Source organism: Dyella sp. 2YAF14 (genome assembly GCF_052114725.1).
Classification (GTDB): Bacteria; Pseudomonadota; Gammaproteobacteria; order Xanthomonadales; family Rhodanobacteraceae; genus Dyella.
This window is the reverse complement of record NZ_JBFRFH010000003.1, coordinates 173,179-190,890: the sequence shown is the minus strand read 5'-3', so window position 1 is coordinate 190,890 and position 17,712 is coordinate 173,179. Positions and strand designations below refer to the sequence as shown.

Below are 17,712 nucleotides of genomic sequence, written 5' to 3'. Positions count from 1 at the left end.
TTGAACGCCCGCCAAGCGCGGGCGTTCTTCTTTATGATGGCCTTCGATATATCGACGGAGCGTTGTGTGGCCATCACCAATGATCTACGTGTGACGCGTGTCATGCAGGTGGTGGAAGCGATATCGGGCGATCGCAGCAAAGCTGTTGCGTGGCTGCAGGAGCCACTGGCCACGTTCGGCGGCAAGACCGCATTGGAACTGGTCGCCGAAGGCCACTACCGGGGTCAGGTTCACTTCCTCGATATTGATGCCTTGCCGCTGAGAAACGCCCGCCTTGCGCGGGCGTTCTTCTTTTGACTGGCGGTTAGATCGGCTTGACCAGCACGGCCCGGATCGCCGCCTCATCGCGCGGCGATAGCGCTTCCGCCTCATCTTGCACGCTGATGTAGGCCTGCCGCAGTCGCTCGATCTCTTCTTCGCTGCTATTGCCACGCTTTGCTTCGCGGTATCGCCGGAAGATCTTTCCGGCTGCGTGGTGGAGGCGCTCCAGCGCTCGCTCAAAATCCACGCCGTAGTTGATGTCGACATCATTGCCCATGGTCGTTCTCCGTATCGTTGGGTGATCTTGCTTTGTCATCTTGCCGGCACTGTGTCGCACCATTTGCTACGGCACTTTCCTGGGCATGTTCTTGGGCATTGCTTCGATCATTGCTTCCAAAGATTGCCGCTTGCTGCAAAAAAACCATCAACGTCTCTGGACAAGGTATGGGTTTGTTATACCCCCGCCGCATGGGCGGGGATAACAAAGCGCGTGTCGCCAGTCGTTGCACTCCCTCTGCCACGCTCCCGACCTGCTCAGGGCGCTGCCCCGAGACCCCACTGCAGATGCCAGCGGACGGCCGTTATTAGCGGGCTAATCATTTCTCGGAGAGCCACGTCCTAGTGCAGGATAGGAAAAGCGCCGCCAGAGTGCTGCACGTTGCTAGCAAGCCTGATCTTTAGAAACAAAAACACCCACCTCTCAGGCTGCTGTCGCAGCCCGTGAGGTGGGTGCTATGCGATCCGTCCGAGAGGCGTGATCGTTTTCGTCTAGCCGCTCAACGACCCGGCACGGACGTTTTCAGTGTACTGAAAGACCGGACGTGGAATGGATCTAGTGCAGGATAGGCAATTGCCGGTAAAGCGGTACCACTTGGCAATGACGTTTTCAGTACGCTGAAAAGACGTCGAGGGTCTGAATCTAGTGCAGGATAGGCAAACACCGGTAAAGGTATATAACTCGGCGCCTTTGCCGCTTAGCGGCCCGCCTGAGCCAGCATGGAATCGAGCACTTCCGTGATGAGGCGCTGCTTGGCTTTAGGTAACTGACTGACCAGCTCCAACTGCCGTTGTAGTTTGGGAGCAGGGCCACGCTTGCCCGTGGTCTTTGCCGAGGCGCTACCGAGCAAGTCTTCCATGGCGACATCCAACGCCTTCGCCACCATCGTCAGCGTCTCCACGCCGATGCGCACGGTGCCGCCCTCGTAGTGGGCCAGGGTCTGCTGAGCAATGCCCAAGGCCTTGGCCAACTCGACCTGCGTGATGCCGCGCGCTTTGCGGTGCTCGGCGATGCGTTGGCCTAGTTGTTCGTAAAAGGCGCGGTCAGCGGCGGCCATGAGGGTATCTGGCAGAAAGGACGTGCTGGCGAGCATAGGCGATGATCCTCGGGTGACGAGTTGACAATACTCGTATTACGGGTACTCTGCCAGCGAGTTATTTTTCTCCCAACCCCCTTGACAGGTTTTTCGGCCGGAGACCGTTTTTGATGGCCCGCATTCCCGAACACGAGATCGAGCAGCTCAAACGCGAGGTGTCACTGGTTCGGTTGATCGAGGCCGATGGGATCGCCCTGGCCAAGCAGGGCAAGGACTATGCGGGCCTGTGCCCGTTCCACGAGGAGGCAACGCCCTCGCTGATCGTGACGCCAACCAAGAACCTGTATCACTGCTTTGGCTGCAATGCGGCCGGCGGTCCGATCGACTGGGTGATGCAGCGCCGTGGCGTGAGCTTCCGGCACGCGGTCGAGCTGTTGCGCGAGGGTCTTCCTTTAGCCGCCGGGGTGGAGGCGGCACCGGTAACACGTTCGACCGTGCGCACGCTGGCTGCGCCGCTGGCCACCGACACCGAGGATGCCGAAGCCCTGCAGCGGGTGGTCGGGTTCTATCACCAGACCTTGAAGGGCAGCGAGGACGCCCTGGCGTACCTGACGGCACGCGGCCTCAACCACCCCGAGCTGATCGATCATTTTCAGCTGGGCTATGCCAACCGCACGCTGGCCTATCGCTTGCCGGAAAAGAACCGCAGTGCCGGCGCGGCGATGCGCTCGCAACTGCAACGGCTGGGCATCCTGCGCGAGAGCGGGCACGAGCACTTCAACGGCTCGCTGATCGTGCCGGTGTTCGACGCAGCGGGGCGTGTGGTGGAGCTGTACGGCCGCAAGCTGCTCGACAACCTACGTGCCGGCACGCCCAAGCACCTGTATTTGCCCGGCCCGCATGCCGGTGTGTGGAACGCCGCCGCACTGACGGCCTCGCGCGAAATCATCCTGTGCGAGGCGCTGATCGACGCGATGACGTTCTGGTGTGCCGGTTATCGCCACGTCACCGCCGCTTACGGCGTGCACGGCTTCACCGACGAGATGCTGGCCGCGTTTCAGCAGCACCAGATCGAACGCGTGCTGATCGCCTACGACCGCGACGACGCCGGCAATCAAGCCGCTGAAACATTGGCCGAGAAGCTCATGGCTGTCGGCATCGACTGCTATCGGGTGCTGTTTCCGAAAGGCATGGACGCCAATGCGTACGCGTTGCGCGTGCAACCGGCGGGTCGCAGTCTGGGTTTGGCGTTGCGTCAGGCCGAGTGGATGGGGAAGGGACGTGCGCCCAGCCGACCGCGCGTGCTCGATGCCGTGATCGATCTGCCGTCAGCCGTGATCGCAGACGGTAGCAGCTTGGCTGTGCCGACCGTCGAGGCCAAGCCCGCGATGGAGCCTGTGTTACCGGCCTCACCACTGCCTGACGCGCCGTCGTCATCGACGCCGGCCTACCAGGTCGTCGGCGAGGAAATGCGCCTGTTGCTGAGTGACCGTTTTTACCGCGTGCGAGGCCTGCCCACGAAACCGCTGCCCGAGCAGCTGAAGGTGAATCTGCTGGTCAAAGACCCGGCCACCGAGGGCTATTACGTCGATACGGTGGATCTCTACAGCGCGCGGCAACGCCAGGTGTTCGGCAAGCAGGCCAGCCTGGAAGTGGGCGCGAGCGAGGAGGCGATCAAGAAGGATCTGGGTCAGCTGATTTTGGCCTTGGAAGGTTGGCAGGAGCAGCAGCTCGTGCAGGCCCGTCAGGCGCAAGCGCAGGCCACGTTGAGTGATGCCGATCGCGGCGCCGCGCTAGAGCTGCTGCAGACGCCGGACCTGATGACCCGCGTGCTGACCGACTTCGCCCGCTGCGGCGTAGTGGGCGAGGCGGTGAACAAGCAGGTCGCTTATTTAGCCGCTGTCTCGCGCAAGTTGGATCGTCCGTTGGCCGTGATGGTGCAAAGCTCCAGCGCCGCCGGCAAGTCGTCGCTGATGGATGCGGTGCTGCGTTTCGTGCCGCCCGAAGAACGCGTGCAGTACAGCGCGATGACCGGGCAAAGCCTGTTCTACCTGGGCGACAAGGATCTGCGCCACAAGATCCTCGCCATCAGCGAGGAAGAGGGCGCGAGTCAGGCCAGTTATGCGCTGAAACTGCTGCAGTCCGAAGGCGAAGTGTCGATTGCCAGCACCGGCAAGAACGCCCAGACCGGTCAGCTGGAAACCCAGGAATACCGTGTCGAAGGCCCGGTGATGCTGTTCAGCACGACCACCGCGATCGACCTGGACGAGGAGTTGTTGAACCGCTGCCTCGTGCTCAGCGTGGACGAATCGCGCGAGCAGACCCAGGCCATTCACGCGCAGCAGCGCCTACGGCGCACGCTCGATGGGCTACGGGCCAGCGAAGACAAGGCACGGCTTACCGCGCTGCACCAGAACGCGCAGCGCTTGCTGCGTCCGCTGAAAGTGGTCAACCCGTACGCCGAGCGACTGACCTTTCTCAGCGACAAGACACGCATGCGCCGCGACCACGATAAATACCTCGCGTTGATCGACGCCATTGCCTTGCTGCACCAGTGCCAGCGCGAGGTGAAGCGTGAGCAGTACCACGGCGCGGTGATCGAATACGTCGAGGTGAGCGTGGCCGACATCGCGCTGGCCAACCGCCTCGCGCACGCGGTGCTGGGCAGCACGTTGGATGAGTTGCCGCCGCAGACGCGGCGCCTGCTGGGCCTGCTCACCGCGTGGGTGCGCAGCGAAGCGGCGCAGCAGGGCTGCGCACCGTCCGCGCTGCGCTTCACGCGCAAACAGGTGCGCGAGGTGACCGGCTGGGGACAGACCCAGCTCAAGGTCCACCTGGGCCGCCTGGAAGACATGGAATACCTCGCCGTGCATCGCCAGCCCTTCGGCAAGGGCATCGCCTACGAGCTGCGTTTCGATGGCGAGGTGACCAGCGAGGGGCCGCACCTGATGGGCCTGATCGATGCGGCCACCTTGCATGCCTACGACGACGAAAAGTCGGGGCGCGTCGATGCATCGTCGGGGTCAGATCGGCCCATGGTCGGTACGGCATCGGCCGTGGATCGGTCGCCCGAAACGCTCGTGCAGGCCAATGACAGCGACGTTTTGGCTGCGTCCGTGCAACAAGCGCGGGAAACTGCACGTCGGAGCAAACACAGCCCTGCATCGCATCGTAATGATGGAACGCTTTCTTTAGCTGCTGTCTCGGCGTGATCCGATGGCTCGCCGCACCGCGCATCGCTCGCGTTTCCTGACGCCGGTCGGCAATCCGGCCGATCCCGAAGGCCTGTTTGCCTACCTGCAGCGCTACCTGGAACACCTCGGCATCAAGGGCTACACCGAGGCCGGCATCCACAACACCGAGCGCTACGTGCGCGCGTTTATTCGCTGGTGTGAGCCTCGCGCACTGACGCGGCCCACCGAGATCACCAAGCCGATCATCGAACGCTACCAGCGGCACTTGTTCTATCACCGCAAGGACAACGGCGAGCCGCTCAGCGTATTCAGTCAGCGCAGCGCCTTGGTGCCGCTGCGTGGTTTTTTCCGCTGGCTGACCAAGCAAAATTACTTGCTCTACAACCCGGCCAGCGACCTGGAATTGCCACGCCTCAAACGCGTGTTGCCGCGGCATGTGTTGACCGAGGCGGAAGCGGAGCGAGTGCTGGCCTTGGCCGATGTGCGCACGCCGATCGGCATTCGTGATCGGGCGATGATGGAAGTGCTGTACTCCACCGGCTTGCGTCGCATGGAGCTGGCCAACCTGCGCGTGTACGAGATCGACCGGGCGCGCGGCCTGGTGTTCGTCAATCAGGGCAAGTGGCAGAAGGACCGCTGGGTGCCGGTGGGCGAGCGGGCGATGGCGTGGGTGCAAACCTATCTCGACCAGGTGCGCCCGCAGATCGTGATGCCGCCGGACGACGGCACGTTGTTTCTGACACGGGCCGGCGTGCCGTTCAACGAAGCGTGGCTCTCCACCACCGTCTCGGCGTATGTGCAGAAGGCCAATCTGGGCAAGCAGGGCGGTTGCCATTTGTTCCGGCACACCATGGCCACGCTGATGTTGGAGAACGGGGCCGACATCCGATTTATCCAGGCCATGCTCGGCCACGCCGACCTCAAATCGACGCAGATCTACACCCACGTCGCGGTCACGCAACTGAAGGCCATCCACGAGGCCACGCACCCAGCCCGGCCGCGCAAGGCGGCAGCGAAGGGCACCGGCGAGCCTGCCGCCGCCGATGAGCTATTTGCCGCGCTCGATGCCGAGCGCGAGGCGGACGGCGAGTTTTGAAGGTCCATATACGCCATTGACGCATATACGCCATTGGCGTATATTGGCGCCATGATCTTCATCGAGACCCCGGTGTTCACCCGTCAGATCACCGCTCTCGTGAATGACGATGACTATGCCGATTTTCAGCGTTTGTTGGCGAACACTCCCGACGCGGGAGATGTGATTCCTGGCACCGGTGGCCTGAGGAAAATTCGCATGGCCGCTCATGGCCATGGCAAACGCGGCGGTGCGCGTGTGATTTATTACCACTTCACTCGCGAATCGCAGATTGCGCTTTTGCTGGCCTATGCCAAGAACGAAGCGGAAGACCTCACGCCGATGCAAAAGAAAGCGCTGAAGCAAGTGATCGAGCAGTGGAGATGACTATGGACAACGAACTTTTCAACGAGCTCATGCAGAGCGTCACCCAGATGGATGAAATCCGTCGTGGTGAGCGCGCACCTTCGCGCGAGACCTACGTGGCCTCCAAGCAAGTCAAGCGCATCCGTTCGCTGACCAAGCTCTCGCAGGCCAAGTTTGCCAAGGTCATTGATGTCGAACTCGGCACGCTGCAGAACTGGGAGCAGGGTCGTCGCAATCCGACGGGGCCTGCCCGTGCCTTGCTGCGTGCGATCGAGAAAGATCCCGAGCATGTGCTGGCCGCACTCATCGGGTGAGGCGATGTAACAAATTGTTACGTCGCCTTTAAGAGGCATGCGCACATCGCCATGCCTCTGGCGGTATCGGCTATCGCGAGCGAAACATGCCCTATGGGGCAAAAACTGCACATCGGGGGTGGCGAACTTTCGCCGCCCCTTTTTTGTGCGTTCCGCGCTGTCTAACGCGTTGCTATCACGACGAAAAATCGCGCCTCACTGAGCGAAACCGCGTCAGTCGATTCCGTTTGGGAATGCGTTGGGGAATGCGGCCATCGCGGGTATCAACGGGTACAACGCTCAGGGGGCTCAGCAGCCGGCAACGGCCGTCACGGGTCAGATCACTGGTGCTAACGGTGCGCCCGGGTATCAGTACAGCGATGGTGTGCAGACTTTTGCGCTAAACGATGGCGACGCGAGTCCGACTAGCGGCTTGCCCGGATCCTTCGTCAACACAAGTGGCCCATACAGTCAGAATTCGGGTGCTACGGCGTTGGCATCCGCCGCGGGCAGTCAAGGGCAGCAGGGTCCGGCGCCAACCTTCCCGGCAGTCTGGCCTAGCGATTCTTACGATGCCAACAATCCTGCGGACGTCGCTAAGCTTCAGGCGGAATACGCTGGACTGAAAAAATTCGTCCCCTGGTTTGCCCAGAATGGGGGGCAGGACTTCGGCGAGGTTCCTACACCGGATAATGTGGATGACCTGCGCAATTTCGGACTGAGCGTCGCCCAAGCCTACGCCGCCCAGCGCAACACCCTGCCAACAGTCGAGGTGGTGCCCCAGAGTCAGCTCGAACAAGATGCGCAAGCTACTGCGGAGTCTCGTGAAGAGTCAGCGCAATACCTCAATTCCTGGCGTACAAGCGACTTGGGTGACTTGGCCGCCGACAGTGTGACGCTCCTAACGGATGGCGGAAACAGCCTGATCGGCGCGGGGAAGAGCGTGTTCGATATAGCCACCGACTATCAGTCATTCCGACAGTTTGCGATTGGAACCACCCTGACGGTTGCTCACCCGATTAATACGTACGACCGTGTAACCAATGCCGTGGCAGACTGGTATGCCTTACCGCTGGACCAGCAGGCGCGGTCCATCGGCGACGCTGGCATGTCCATACTGACGTTTGGTGGCGCTGAAGCTGCGACGGCAAAGACCTTCGCGTACGCTGCCGATACATTTGACGCGATACGCAGCGTGACTTCTCCGGGGGCATTTGATACTTCGTTCTTGGAAGCTCCACAGGGAGTGTCTGTGCCGTTGACGGGGGCAGGCGCCTCAGGTGTTGCGAATCCAACAATTAGCATTTTCGGTTTTCGTGGTGCTGGTTCCGTCGAGGATCTGCTTGTAGATGGTGCACCTCACCCATATGTGATCACCGGCCATGTGGGCTATTCATTCGATGGGGGGCAGACGATCTACGGTTTTGGCCCCAGCGTGCCAGAGGGAATGTCGGCCTACGACGCTGTTCAGTCGCTACGAAATGGGGCGAGTTATCCCGGTGTAATCACCGATGACACAGCAATTTTTCAGTCTGTTGCGAACAATCCGGCAATGAGTCGTGGTGGGCTTCCGCAAGCTGTAATTGAACAGCAAATTCCCCTTGCTCAGGCTGACTTTGATGCCATACAGGCAGCGCATAACTCCATCGGGGTTGGCAATCCTATGAATGACGTGCTGTATGGCTTCCCGGGACAAAATGCGTGCACCTTCAACTGCGCTACATTCCCCAGCCACCTCGGGATACCTATCCCGGAAGCCACCGGCAACATGCGAAGCTATATGCCACTGCTTGAACAGCGCGGACAACTATGGACACCACAATGAGTAGCGTTCGAGAGTTCTTGTCCGACAAAGTGGAAACATGTGACCTAGTGATGGTTAAGGTCGTCGGTGCGCCGAAACCTCAGACTTTTCGTGCAAAGGTGCAGCGGATATATGCGGCAAGAAAAGGAATCCAAGTAACTGATCTTGGAGCGGAGATTGAATTTGTCGGCAGCCCTAATCATTGGGGGCAGGTGGCGCTGGCATTGGGTGACGAGGCACTTCTCTTCGTTCGATCAGTTTCCGGTCGGCTGTACGAGGATTCGTGGCATGGACATATGGTCTTGGAGCGAATTGATGGCATCTTGTATGCCATTTATCAGAAGCGGGAGCTGTGGCTAGGTGAAAGCGTGCCCGCATCGATAAAATCTTGTGCACGGCAAGATCCCGAGCGTCCTTACGCAACGGCGATATGCTTTGATGCCTTGGAAGACTATTTAACGAGTTTGATCACGAAAACGGATGGTGCTTTGTGAGCGAAAACGCAATCGATCTATCTCCATTTTGCATGAGGGCGAGAGGATTTCTTGCCCAGGGGCGCACTGAAGATGCATTCGACTTGTACGGGGACGTGCTGAAGGTCGACCCCGATAATGCCTTGGCATATGCTGATCGTGGCACAGCATACGCAATGCTAAAGAAATTCGACTTCGCACTTCACGATCTTGAGCGGGCCTTCGCACTTGGCTATGGCGAAGCTTCGGCGTACAGCACTGCTGGAACAATATATTTTGAGTTGAAACAGTTCGATAAGGCGCTTGGATGTTTCGCCAAAGCGGTTGATTTGGATCCCAGCTATCCGTTGACTTATTACAACAGGTCGAGTGTTCTCGTTCAGCTGGGTAAGACGCAGTCTGCTATGGGGTCAGAGTGGAGTTACCAGGATTTAGTGGACACCTGATCGTCGTCGCCGATGCGCGGCCTCGAACTCATTCGGACTGACGCCACCTAGGTAACTGTGGCGGCGAATCGGGTTGTAGAACTGATCAATGTACTCGGATACGTCAAGGATGGCGGTTTCGCGACTGGCATAGATACGCTTCTTGACGCGCTCTTTCTTGAGGCTGCCGAAGAAGGACTCTGCCACGGCATTGTCCCAACAGTTTCCTCGTCTGCTCATGCTTGGTTCCAAATGGTTGGCTTTGCAGAATCGTCGCCAAGCATCGCTTCCGTACTGAGTTCCTTGATCCGAATGGATCAAGGCTCTTCGAGGTCGGCGGCATTGCACAGCCTTCTTCACCGCTTCCAGCACTAGCTCCTTGTGGATCGTCGGCTTAGCCGCCCAGCCAACGATTTTGCGCGAGAAAAGATCCATGACCACGGCCACGTAGAGCCAGCCTTGCCACGTGCGGATATAGGTGATGTCCGTCACCCAGGCCTTGTTTGGCCCCGACATCGTGAACTGACGTTGCAGCAGATTCGGAATCAACGCGGCTGGCTTGGCTACCGGGATGTGTCGAGTACGATAGCCGTGCAATGCACGCAGACCGTTCTCGCTCATCAACCGGGCAACCCGATGCTTGCTGCAGGTCTCACCCTGCTCACGCAGGTCCTGCAAGATTCTGGGGGCGCCGTAAATACCATGACTGGCAATGAAGAAGGTTCGAATCCGAGAACTCGACACATGGCCTGGATGCTGAACTCGTTCCTATGGGCTTCGATGAACTTGTATGCCTGTCTGACCTTACTTAGGGGCTTGCCTGGGGACATAGCCGAAACCCTCAGCGGATCGTGTGGATACTAGGACTTGTCCACTAAACCCTGGTAACTCCACTCTGACCCCAGTTTCGGCCGATGGCGCAGGGGCAAGGGGTCCAGGCTACGACCGAGTTCCTCAACAGTCGCGACACGGGGGAGTTCACGGATATCTATGAGGCGCATGGTGTACACAGCGCTGGATCGCCAGCCATTGGTGTAACTGATGATCCCGCTGTAGCGGAGTACTTTGCCCGCGGGCCTAACCAAGATCAGAATGGTTACGTAACTGTTTTCCGAATGAGTGTTGAGGATGCTAACAAGTTCGCGATACCGAACTTCGACAATCCTCAGGCGTTCTTCGAGATCAATCCGAAGATCGGCTTGGCGGAACGCGAGTACCTATTCCATAATTTCATCGACACTAATTACATCCATCAGCAATATCCGGTGAATCCATGATCAAGGAATTGAGGTTGCGGTGGGAGCCTGAGAACACGACTCCGCTGAAAGATATCGAAGATCGAATGGTTTCGTACAAAAAAGGGCGCGATGGGATCATCATCCTTGGCAATGGAACATTGCTTTCGCTCACCACAGGTGAAGATGATGTGGCGGATGCAAGGCACGCGCTAGATGAAGCTCGCTTCATCGTCGATTTTCGTGTGGTGCCTCTTAAAGAAGGGGGCTACATGGTGGCTTTTCACGGCGCTGTTGCCGTGTTTGTGGGGCAAGAAGAGTTTGAGCAAAGAAGGAGTGAGATTGAAGCCAGGCAATTCGAATTGCGCTTCCCAGGAGAGTCATTCATCGTCCCTCCAGACATGCCAGCCGAGCATGTTCTGATAGGACTATATGCGCGCGGAAAGCTTCAAAGGGACGCCTATAACTTTCATTTCTACAAGAAGGTTTAAGTTCCAGACACAGAAGCGCCATTTAGCCCCATAGTTGACGGCGGTGGACTGCAGGCTCATGAAGATGCCGGCGGCCATCTCTTGGAGAAGCACGTTGGGCAGTCGGAGCAGGACCTTGGGTCCAGAACGGGGTCAGGTTCACTTCCTTCGTGGTGGGCGATGGGCGGGGCGAATACCGGCGAAGCGCTGGGTCTTGGCTTCAACCATCGCTCTGAACGCATCTCGCCCCAAGGCACGTTGTTGTTGAAGATGCGCACGAAGAACTGGGGTCAGAGTGCACTTTTAAGGGCCGGTCGACTTGCGCGGTCGTCCGATTTTGGCCGGCGCTACGCGGCGCGCGAGCTGCGCCTCGATCGCCTCACGAAAGCGATCTGATCCAAGCGCGCTGTCGCTGAACATGGCCACGAATCGCCTCAATATCATCATCGGAGAGGATCTCCGTCACGAGCGCACGATAGGCCGCGCAGCGTTCGGCCTTCGCCGCACCAAGGGCCAAGTAGTTGGAAAAGAAAGATGCCCGGGACATTTTTCGGGAGCCCGAATTGTCCCTGGCACCTGTTCGGGTTCCCGGCATTTGTTCGAATCACTGGCACTCCTGGCGCCAATGCTTTCGCACCTGCGCGGACTCCAGCCCCCACTTAGCTCGCTTAATCAACGAGAGGGCGATAAGCGCGCACCACAGGCTTCGCCCTTTCCAGGTCGTACCGCGCCTGCAGTGCCAGCCAGTAAAAGGCGGTGGTGTCGAAGGCGAGAGAGAGGCGGATGGCGATCTTGGGCGTGATCGGGAGAGTGTCGGCGATGAACGCTTCGATCTGATTGGAGGGTATGCCGGTTCGACGGGCAAGTTGGGCGGGGTTGAGTGCGCTTGGGATCAGGTAGGCATGCAGCAGGATGTCGCCGGGGGCTCGCAGGGGTTGCGAGGGGTCCACTTCCGAGTGCGGGGTGAGCTGGATCAGTTCCATGGGGGTTCCTCCCTGTCGGACACGGCCGCACGGCGGCTCAGGCGCTTACAGCGCTCCGTGTCAGTGAATGCTTGGCAGCTTCGTCGGTGATCGCTCGAATGCGGCGCATCGCCACGCCGGCCGATGCGCCGCAACGGCGATCATCGGAGGCGTGTGGTGTTCACTCGAGGCTCGTCAGCGAGCAGGCGGGCGTACTGCTGTAGGCAGTGGATGGCCGTGCCCAGACTGGCCGTGACGGCCACGGGAAGCGGCCATGGCAGCGCCCTGCCGGGGAATCCCCGCGCCTGCGCGTTGCGGCACTGCTCGCTGTCGAGACGCAAGCGCGTGAGGGCGAGCACCGCCAGGGCGATGTCACCGCGAGTGCTGTGACGCAGGGTTTCGGGCCATGCCACCGCCGTGGATGACGGGTCATTAGGCAGAGGAGTGAGGGTGTCGTCAGGGAGAACGGACGAGCGAATGCGTACCGTATGATCGTGGGTAGCCATGATCAACTCTGCTTAGTTGGTGATGGTTAGCGGGTCGTGGGTGTTACAAGCACTCACGGCCCGCGCCTCATGACCTAGTGGTCATGGTCACTCGCGAGGCCGTGCAATACGACAGCGCGAACGACTGACTGACCCTAACAAGCAGGTTTGGGAACGTCTGTCAGGGATCGGCGAGATGGGTGTCCACCTAGGTAATGCGGCGCGTGACGGCGCCAGGCCGATCGAATGTCAGCACCATTCCCATAGATGACCTGAAGGCAGTGCGCGCTCTCAAAAAAACGTGCACTCATGGACTATGAAATTGTCTCCGGCACCTTTTCACTTTGATGCCTTTGCGTATGCGAAATGAAAAACGATGGTCAGCGTGCGCATTTATGGAGCGGTCGACTTAGGTAGCCGGTCAATTTCTTCGGTTGCGCCCGCATGACGCGCAAGCTGCGCCTCTAATGCTTCACAAAAGCAGAAAGTTGCTGACCTTCACAAGGCCAGCAACTTCCAGTCTCCTTAGTTCGGAACCGTCAGATTCCCCGAATTGCCAATCACAGGATTGTCCCCGTTATACGGTGCAATGCCGTGAATGTAGATCTTGTGGCCCGCCCACTGCGCCCTCAACGCAGACGACAGTGGAATGGCGAAGCGGAAGCTTCCCGAGCCTGCGGCGCAGGCATTGGCAACGGCCTGCTCGCTACTCACGTTGGCCAAATACTCGCCCACGCCCGTGCCGCCTTGCCCGTAAGGGGCGTCCATGTAGAGGTCGACGTAGATCGATTGCGGCATGCCTTTGGCACAGGCCCAGCCCGATATGGTGGGGGTGAAGTCCATGTAGTAGACGCTGTCGATATTGCCGATGACGGGATTGGACTGCTGTTTCAACGTTTGGCCAATCTCGGAGTACGGCGTCAACAGGGCCGGTAGATCACGTACGCCAGGGCAATTGACGTCGGGCGTGAACCAACGGAAAGGCGCCAGCCAGACGGCCTTGGCATCGGTCTCGATCAGGTTGTACATCACCCACGGGTCGGAGTAGGCCGTCGCACCGCCGCCAACGCCACAGACGCCGCCCTTGGTCGCCTTGGGCACGAGGATGGTCCGCTGATTGGCAGCCAGCATGCCCTTGAGCTGGTTGTAGGAGCTGTTCCACTGGGGTTGGGTTTCACCGTAGTTGTCGAAGCCGACCCAGTCAAACAACGCCATGGTCCGAGGGTTGTTGTAAAAGCTCCAGCCCATGATGGACGCAAGCGGGATGCCGCTGGTGTTGCCGTTGCCGCGAATGGCGTTCACCGCATTGACGACAGCCGCGTCGGCCCCGCCATTCTTGTCGCCCAGACCCGCAAGGTCCGGCTCGTCGATCACATAGATGGCCGCAACGGTACTCAGTGTCGGATTGCCCGGCACGATATAGCCGTTGGCGACCAGTTGATTGACGAAGTTGGCCCACTCTGCACCTGCGTTGGGCTCGGCTTGCCAAGCGGTGCCGTTCAACTGAAAAACAAACGGCGTGGCCGTCACGATGGCCTTGACGCCGTTCTGGCGAGCCAAGGCGAGTTGCCCGAGCGTATAGGAGATCGTTCCGGCACGACCTCCCTCGGTCGTATTGCCGCTCCAAAAAGCGATGTGATAGAGGTTGATGCGGTTGTAGTTTTCGGTGAACGCGGGGTTGCCGCTGTTGTAGCTGGTCGCGTCGTTGTAGAAGTAGCCGAAGTATTTAGTGCCGCTTTGCGCGAATGCCCCGAACGGAAGCATGAGCAAAAATATCCCTATGGCTCGAATCCACCTCATGTGTTTCCCCTTGATAAGCCGGCCAGCCGGCGAAGACAAAACGGTCCCTAGGTATCGTCTTGTGTTAGCGCTTGCTCTGACAGCGTCGAGACGTAGGGTTTGAGTTGGTCACGCTGTAGGGGGATGCCTAGTTTCGCAGCGCCGTGATGCCGATCTCACATGGGCAAAAGGGTTGCCCGATTTCTGCTGCGCCCGTGGCAAGACTGGTTCGATCGCCTGTTGCGCGGCAGACCTAAACTTTTTCCTCTGACCGCGGATTAAATTGAGATGCCCTGCGAGCCAGGGCCAGTTATCAATCGGCGGTCGTTGCCTGAGGGTGGTGACGACTTTTTTTCGTGTGTTTCGACAAAACAGGGGATTCACGGGATGAAAGGTATTTCTTGGAAGTCCGCCATGGTGGCCGGCACGCTCTTGCTGGCGGGTTGCACCGCCACGCCGACCAAGCCGGGTGATGGCACGCCGAGCGTCGTTTACGACAAGCCGGCCGTTGAGGTTCAGAAGGCCGCCGTGGATGCGCTGGTCGCCAATGGATTTGTTGTAAGCAAGACCACCGCCGACTATATCGAGGGTGCGCGCCCCCATAAGGTGGGCCTGGTGGTTGGTTCGGGCGGCGAGTCGGCCGGCGTGTGGCTGTCGCCAGTGGGCGGCACCAAGACCTCCGTCAAGGTGAGCACCGCCAAGTCGTTCGCGGGCATGGCCGGCCAGAAGAACTGGGATAAGGAAATCATCGCGGAAATGGACAAGGGTGTCGGTCCGCACGAATAAGGTCGCAGCGCAATGACGGGGAAGATCATCATGGTCAGAAATGTCGCGGTGATCTTCCTCGCCCTGTGCCTCTGCGGCTGCATGGCGACCACGGGGAACTACCGTCCGCTCAATGGTGGCGCTACCGCACGGGCAGCGGACTGCCAGGTTTCTGTTTACAAGGACGCGCCGCCGAAGCTGCCGTACGTGGCGATATCGCGGCTCAATGTCCATCTTGAGAAGACCTTCTTCGTGTCGTCGGACTATGTTTCTGCAGCCGCCGAGTTGAAGCGGCAGGCGTGCCTGTCGGGTGCCGAGGCGGTGGTCGTTCTGCCGGAACAGTCGTCGAGCTATCTCGAGACACGCATTGACAATCTCTCGGGGACAGGCGCGCGTTTTCTTGCTCAAGACGCGTCCCGCTGAGAGAAAAAATTAGGCACGTAATTGCTGGTTCCGACCGGGAGATTGACGCGTTGAGGACTTCGCTCTTGCGTCGCCTGTAGCGGGTGCGTCGAAGACGCTCGCTCTTGCCTCAGTCCAACTGGCGAGCGTTACTGGCGCTTCAATCCGCGCACCATTTCGACGAATTGCGAGCGAAAGCGCTCATCGATGTCGATGGCCTGATTGATGCGTTCCACCATCGGCTGAAAATGCGTGCTCTGCCGAAAATCGCTGCCGAATTCCCAAAGAATGATTTCTCGCAGCGCGGGCTGCTGCACGGCCCGCATGGCCTCGTCATCGTCAGGGTCGACATCGGCAAGTAGCGCGCGCAGGCGCTGGCGAAGCTGTGCGGTGGAATGACGCGAAATTGTCGGAGTCCGGTCGTTCTTGACCGAGGGCGCTGCTGCCGACCCCGTGGTGGATCCGGCCTTGCCTTGAGCCAACGCCCGCATCGTTTCCAGTAGTGAAGAACCTGGGGTGATGCGATCGGCGGGCATGGGCATTTCCTAGAGATGGGCGGGCGAAGTGTAGCGGTGTTGCTGTACCGATATAAAAAGTGATGCACATCACATTCAAAATGCCCACTTCTGACAAACGAATTCAAAGGCAATTTCTTGAACACACCTAACAGCGGCGGAGTTCGTCCGTACGGTCTTCAAGCTTTACATTTATATCCTTGATTTTACGGCCCTAAGTATCGCAAAGATTTACGAGCCATCTGGCTTATTGACACGCTCTTCACAGCGCACCTAGTCTCGCCGCGTCGCAGCCCAGATTAGTGTGTTCGATCTGCTGGACAGCGCGGGGGCGCTGTTTTGAAGGGCTGGAATGCAAGGGGGCGTACGGTCTTCGCCGTGCGTAAATGGAATTACGTGTTCAAGACCATGTTGGATGCAGGACGTCGTGACGTCCCGCCTGAAGTAGTTGTCCGTCTGCAGCGCGAAAAGTTTAGGGGTTGCCGGTGAGCCGCGTTGCCTCGCTGGAGGCTTATGCGGACCGCGACCCTTCCAATGCCGACCTGCTTTGCGAACTGCTTGATCAGCTGCTGATCGAGGGTCAGGTTGCGCGAGCGCGCCAGCGCCTTGGTCAGCTTGCGCACCCGTTGAGGTCGTTGCCGGGCGTGGTGTTTCGCGAAGCCCGTTGCGCGCTCATGGATGGCGATTTCGCGACCGTGGAAGGGTTGCTACAGCCGCTCGTCACCGCGATGCGCCCGGCTCCTGCTGGGTTATGCCACGACCTTGCCTTGGCACAATTTCGCCTTGGCAAGTTGGACGACGCGCTTCGTGTGCTGTCATTGGCGGGCGCGGAAGACGACGACACCTTTGCCGCTATCGCCTTGCTCAAAGCGCGCATCCTGTTCCACCAGCAGCTTATCGCCGATGCCATGGCGGCGCTGGATAGCGTGGGCGCGAATCACAGGGGCGCAGAGTTTCATGGCTTGCGTGCTCTCTTGCTGCTCGATAGCGGCGACACGGCGCAGGCTGCACAAGCCGCGGCGCATGCGCTTGCTCAGGATCCGGCGCAGTTCGATGCCATGCTGGTAAGCGCCACGCTTGCGCTATCGGAACGTCGCGATGACGTCGCTGTCCCGATGTTCCAGCAGTTGATTGCTGCGCAGCCCAGCGCGGGCAGGGCATACCTCGGTTTGGGCGAAGGCTTGATGTTGCGTGGCGATATTGTCGCGGCGCGCGCCGTGCTGGATCGCGCCGTGGCCTATATGCCGGAACACATCGGTACCTGGCACGCCATGGCGTGGTGCCAGCTGTTGCAAGGCAACCTGGACGGCGCTCAGCAGAGTTTCGACGCCGCTTTTACGCTGGATCGCACCTTCGGCGAAACGCACGGTGGACGCGCCCTGATCCATGCGCTTCGCGGCGAACGGGAGGCGGCAGGCGAAGCGATCAAGCGTGCGCTGCGGCTCGATCCGAATGGTCGCTCGGCACGTTACGCACAAAGCGTCCTGCTGCTGGACGAGGGCAGGGAGGCAGAGGCGCAGGCGATCATCCAGTCGCTGACCGCCTCGTCGGCGAACTTGCGTGAGCCGATCACGGCAGAGTTCGTTTACACGCTGCGGGATCTCGTGCGTCCGACACAGGAGCGTACGCGTGGACACTGACGTCGCCATGCATCTGCTCGCGCAGACGTTGCTGACGGCGGCGAAAGTGAGCGCGCCGATTCTGGTGGCGACCCTGCTGGTGGGTGTGGTGATTTCCATCGTGCAGGTGGTGACGCAGATCCAGGAGATGACTTTGACCTTCATCCCGAAGCTCGTCGTCGTCGTGATGATGTTTGTGATGACGGGCGCCTGGATGATGGCCGTCGTTGTCGAGTTCACGCGTCATCTGTTTGGCTTAGTGGCGGGGATGTAAAG

Annotated in this window: 21 protein-coding genes; 14 read left to right on the top strand and 7 right to left on the bottom strand. The window is 59.5% G+C overall.

The annotated features are described in order from the left end of the window. Positions 1-66: 66 nt before the first annotated feature. The gene (locus AB4Y82_RS07065) at positions 67-297 is read left to right on the top strand and encodes an antitoxin Xre/MbcA/ParS toxin-binding domain-containing protein (RefSeq protein WP_441602151.1); all 231 of its coding nucleotides are present in this window, start codon (positions 67-69) and stop codon (positions 295-297) included. 7 nt (positions 298-304) lie between these two features. Here AB4Y82_RS07065 and AB4Y82_RS07060 read toward each other — a convergent pair whose 3' ends face one another. Continuing rightward, entirely contained in the window at positions 305-538 is a 234-nt protein-coding gene (locus AB4Y82_RS07060) for a hypothetical protein (RefSeq protein ID WP_441602150.1), read from the bottom strand. A 697-nt stretch (positions 539-1,235) separates the two neighbouring features. After that, positions 1,236-1,631, bottom strand: a complete 396-nt coding sequence (locus AB4Y82_RS07055) for a helix-turn-helix domain-containing protein (protein WP_441602149.1) — start codon at positions 1,629-1,631, stop codon at positions 1,236-1,238. Positions 1,632-1,744: 113 nt separating this feature from the next. On the opposite strand from AB4Y82_RS07055, the gene AB4Y82_RS07050 reads away from it, so the two are divergent. From AB4Y82_RS07050 to AB4Y82_RS07020, 7 genes are all read left to right on the top strand, one after another. Further along, positions 1,745-4,786: a CHC2 zinc finger domain-containing protein gene (locus AB4Y82_RS07050; RefSeq protein ID WP_441602148.1), complete on the top strand. Its 3,042-nt coding sequence runs from the start codon at positions 1,745-1,747 to the stop codon at positions 4,784-4,786. 4 nt (positions 4,787-4,790) lie between these two features. Continuing rightward, a complete protein-coding gene (xerC, locus tag AB4Y82_RS07045; RefSeq protein WP_441602147.1) occupies positions 4,791-5,864 on the top strand; it encodes a site-specific tyrosine recombinase XerC in 1,074 nt (357 codons plus the stop codon). Between the two features lie 51 nt (positions 5,865-5,915). Then, positions 5,916-6,230, top strand: a complete 315-nt coding sequence (locus AB4Y82_RS07040) for a type II toxin-antitoxin system RelE/ParE family toxin (protein ID WP_441602146.1) — start codon at positions 5,916-5,918, stop codon at positions 6,228-6,230. Between the two features lie 2 nt (positions 6,231-6,232). Continuing rightward, positions 6,233-6,523 (top strand): NadS family protein, encoded by a 291-nt coding sequence (gene nadS, locus AB4Y82_RS07035; protein ID WP_441602145.1) that lies wholly within the window; start codon positions 6,233-6,235, stop codon positions 6,521-6,523. 472 nt (positions 6,524-6,995) lie between these two features. Continuing rightward, a complete protein-coding gene (locus AB4Y82_RS07030; RefSeq protein ID WP_441602144.1) occupies positions 6,996-8,327 on the top strand; it encodes a hypothetical protein in 1,332 nt (443 codons plus the stop codon). A gap of 17 nt (positions 8,328-8,344) precedes the next feature. Beyond that, complete coding sequence (locus AB4Y82_RS07025; protein WP_441602143.1) at positions 8,345-8,800, top strand: hypothetical protein; 456 nt, start codon at positions 8,345-8,347, stop codon at positions 8,798-8,800. Further along, positions 8,797-9,225: a tetratricopeptide repeat protein gene (locus AB4Y82_RS07020; RefSeq protein WP_441611191.1), complete on the top strand. Its 429-nt coding sequence runs from the start codon at positions 8,797-8,799 to the stop codon at positions 9,223-9,225. Before AB4Y82_RS07025 ends, AB4Y82_RS07020 begins: the two co-directional genes overlap by 4 nt. On the opposite strand, the gene AB4Y82_RS07015 is transcribed toward AB4Y82_RS07020, so the two are convergent. Continuing rightward, entirely contained in the window at positions 9,211-9,948 is a 738-nt protein-coding gene (locus tag AB4Y82_RS07015; protein ID WP_441611190.1) for an IS3 family transposase, read from the bottom strand. The two genes, AB4Y82_RS07020 and AB4Y82_RS07015, sit on opposite strands and share 15 nt — an antisense overlap. A 170-nt stretch (positions 9,949-10,118) precedes the next feature. Here AB4Y82_RS07015 and AB4Y82_RS07010 point away from each other — a divergent pair, with 170 nt between their 5' ends. Together AB4Y82_RS07010 and AB4Y82_RS07005 are read left to right on the top strand one after the other, a co-directional pair. Then, complete coding sequence (locus AB4Y82_RS07010) at positions 10,119-10,481, top strand: hypothetical protein (RefSeq protein WP_441603780.1); 363 nt, start codon at positions 10,119-10,121, stop codon at positions 10,479-10,481. Further along, the gene (locus tag AB4Y82_RS07005) at positions 10,478-10,930 is read left to right on the top strand and encodes a hypothetical protein (protein ID WP_441603781.1); all 453 of its coding nucleotides are present in this window, start codon (positions 10,478-10,480) and stop codon (positions 10,928-10,930) included. The genes AB4Y82_RS07010 and AB4Y82_RS07005 overlap by 4 nt, the downstream gene beginning before the upstream one ends. Positions 10,931-11,577: 647 nt before the next feature. Here the strand turns inward: AB4Y82_RS07005 and AB4Y82_RS07000 are convergent. The 3 genes from AB4Y82_RS07000 to AB4Y82_RS06990 all read right to left on the bottom strand — a co-directional run bounded on the left by AB4Y82_RS07000 (position 11,578) and on the right by AB4Y82_RS06990 (position 14,120). Then, positions 11,578-11,892 carry a HigA family addiction module antitoxin gene (locus AB4Y82_RS07000; protein ID WP_441603782.1) on the bottom strand — a complete coding sequence of 105 codons (315 nt, stop codon included), beginning with the start codon at positions 11,890-11,892 and terminating at the stop codon, positions 11,578-11,580. Between the two features lie 140 nt (positions 11,893-12,032). Beyond that, positions 12,033-12,377, bottom strand: coding sequence for a hypothetical protein (locus AB4Y82_RS06995; RefSeq protein ID WP_441611189.1), 345 nt, complete (start codon positions 12,375-12,377; stop codon positions 12,033-12,035). A gap of 504 nt (positions 12,378-12,881) precedes the next feature. Then, positions 12,882-14,120 (bottom strand): hypothetical protein, encoded by a 1,239-nt coding sequence (locus AB4Y82_RS06990; RefSeq protein ID WP_441603783.1) that lies wholly within the window; start codon positions 14,118-14,120, stop codon positions 12,882-12,884. A 402-nt stretch (positions 14,121-14,522) separates the two neighbouring features. On the opposite strand from AB4Y82_RS06990, the gene AB4Y82_RS06985 reads away from it, so the two are divergent. Further along, a complete protein-coding gene (locus tag AB4Y82_RS06985) occupies positions 14,523-14,921 on the top strand; it encodes a hypothetical protein (RefSeq protein WP_441603784.1) in 399 nt (132 codons plus the stop codon). 12 nt (positions 14,922-14,933) lie between these two features. Beyond that, positions 14,934-15,323 (top strand): hypothetical protein, encoded by a 390-nt coding sequence (locus AB4Y82_RS06980; protein WP_441603785.1) that lies wholly within the window; start codon positions 14,934-14,936, stop codon positions 15,321-15,323. 128 nt (positions 15,324-15,451) lie between these two features. Here the strand turns inward: AB4Y82_RS06980 and AB4Y82_RS06975 are convergent, their stop codons facing one another. After that, entirely contained in the window at positions 15,452-15,838 is a 387-nt protein-coding gene (locus tag AB4Y82_RS06975) for a hypothetical protein (protein WP_441603786.1), read from the bottom strand. A gap of 464 nt (positions 15,839-16,302) precedes the next feature. On the opposite strand from AB4Y82_RS06975, the gene AB4Y82_RS06970 reads away from it, so the two are divergent. Continuing rightward, positions 16,303-17,457, top strand: a complete 1,155-nt coding sequence (locus tag AB4Y82_RS06970) for a tetratricopeptide repeat protein (RefSeq protein ID WP_441603787.1) — start codon at positions 16,303-16,305, stop codon at positions 17,455-17,457. Beyond that, positions 17,447-17,710, top strand: coding sequence for a flagellar biosynthetic protein FliQ (locus AB4Y82_RS06965; RefSeq protein ID WP_426271785.1), 264 nt, complete (start codon positions 17,447-17,449; stop codon positions 17,708-17,710). Before AB4Y82_RS06970 ends, AB4Y82_RS06965 begins: the two co-directional genes overlap by 11 nt. Positions 17,711-17,712: the final 2 nt, after the last annotated feature.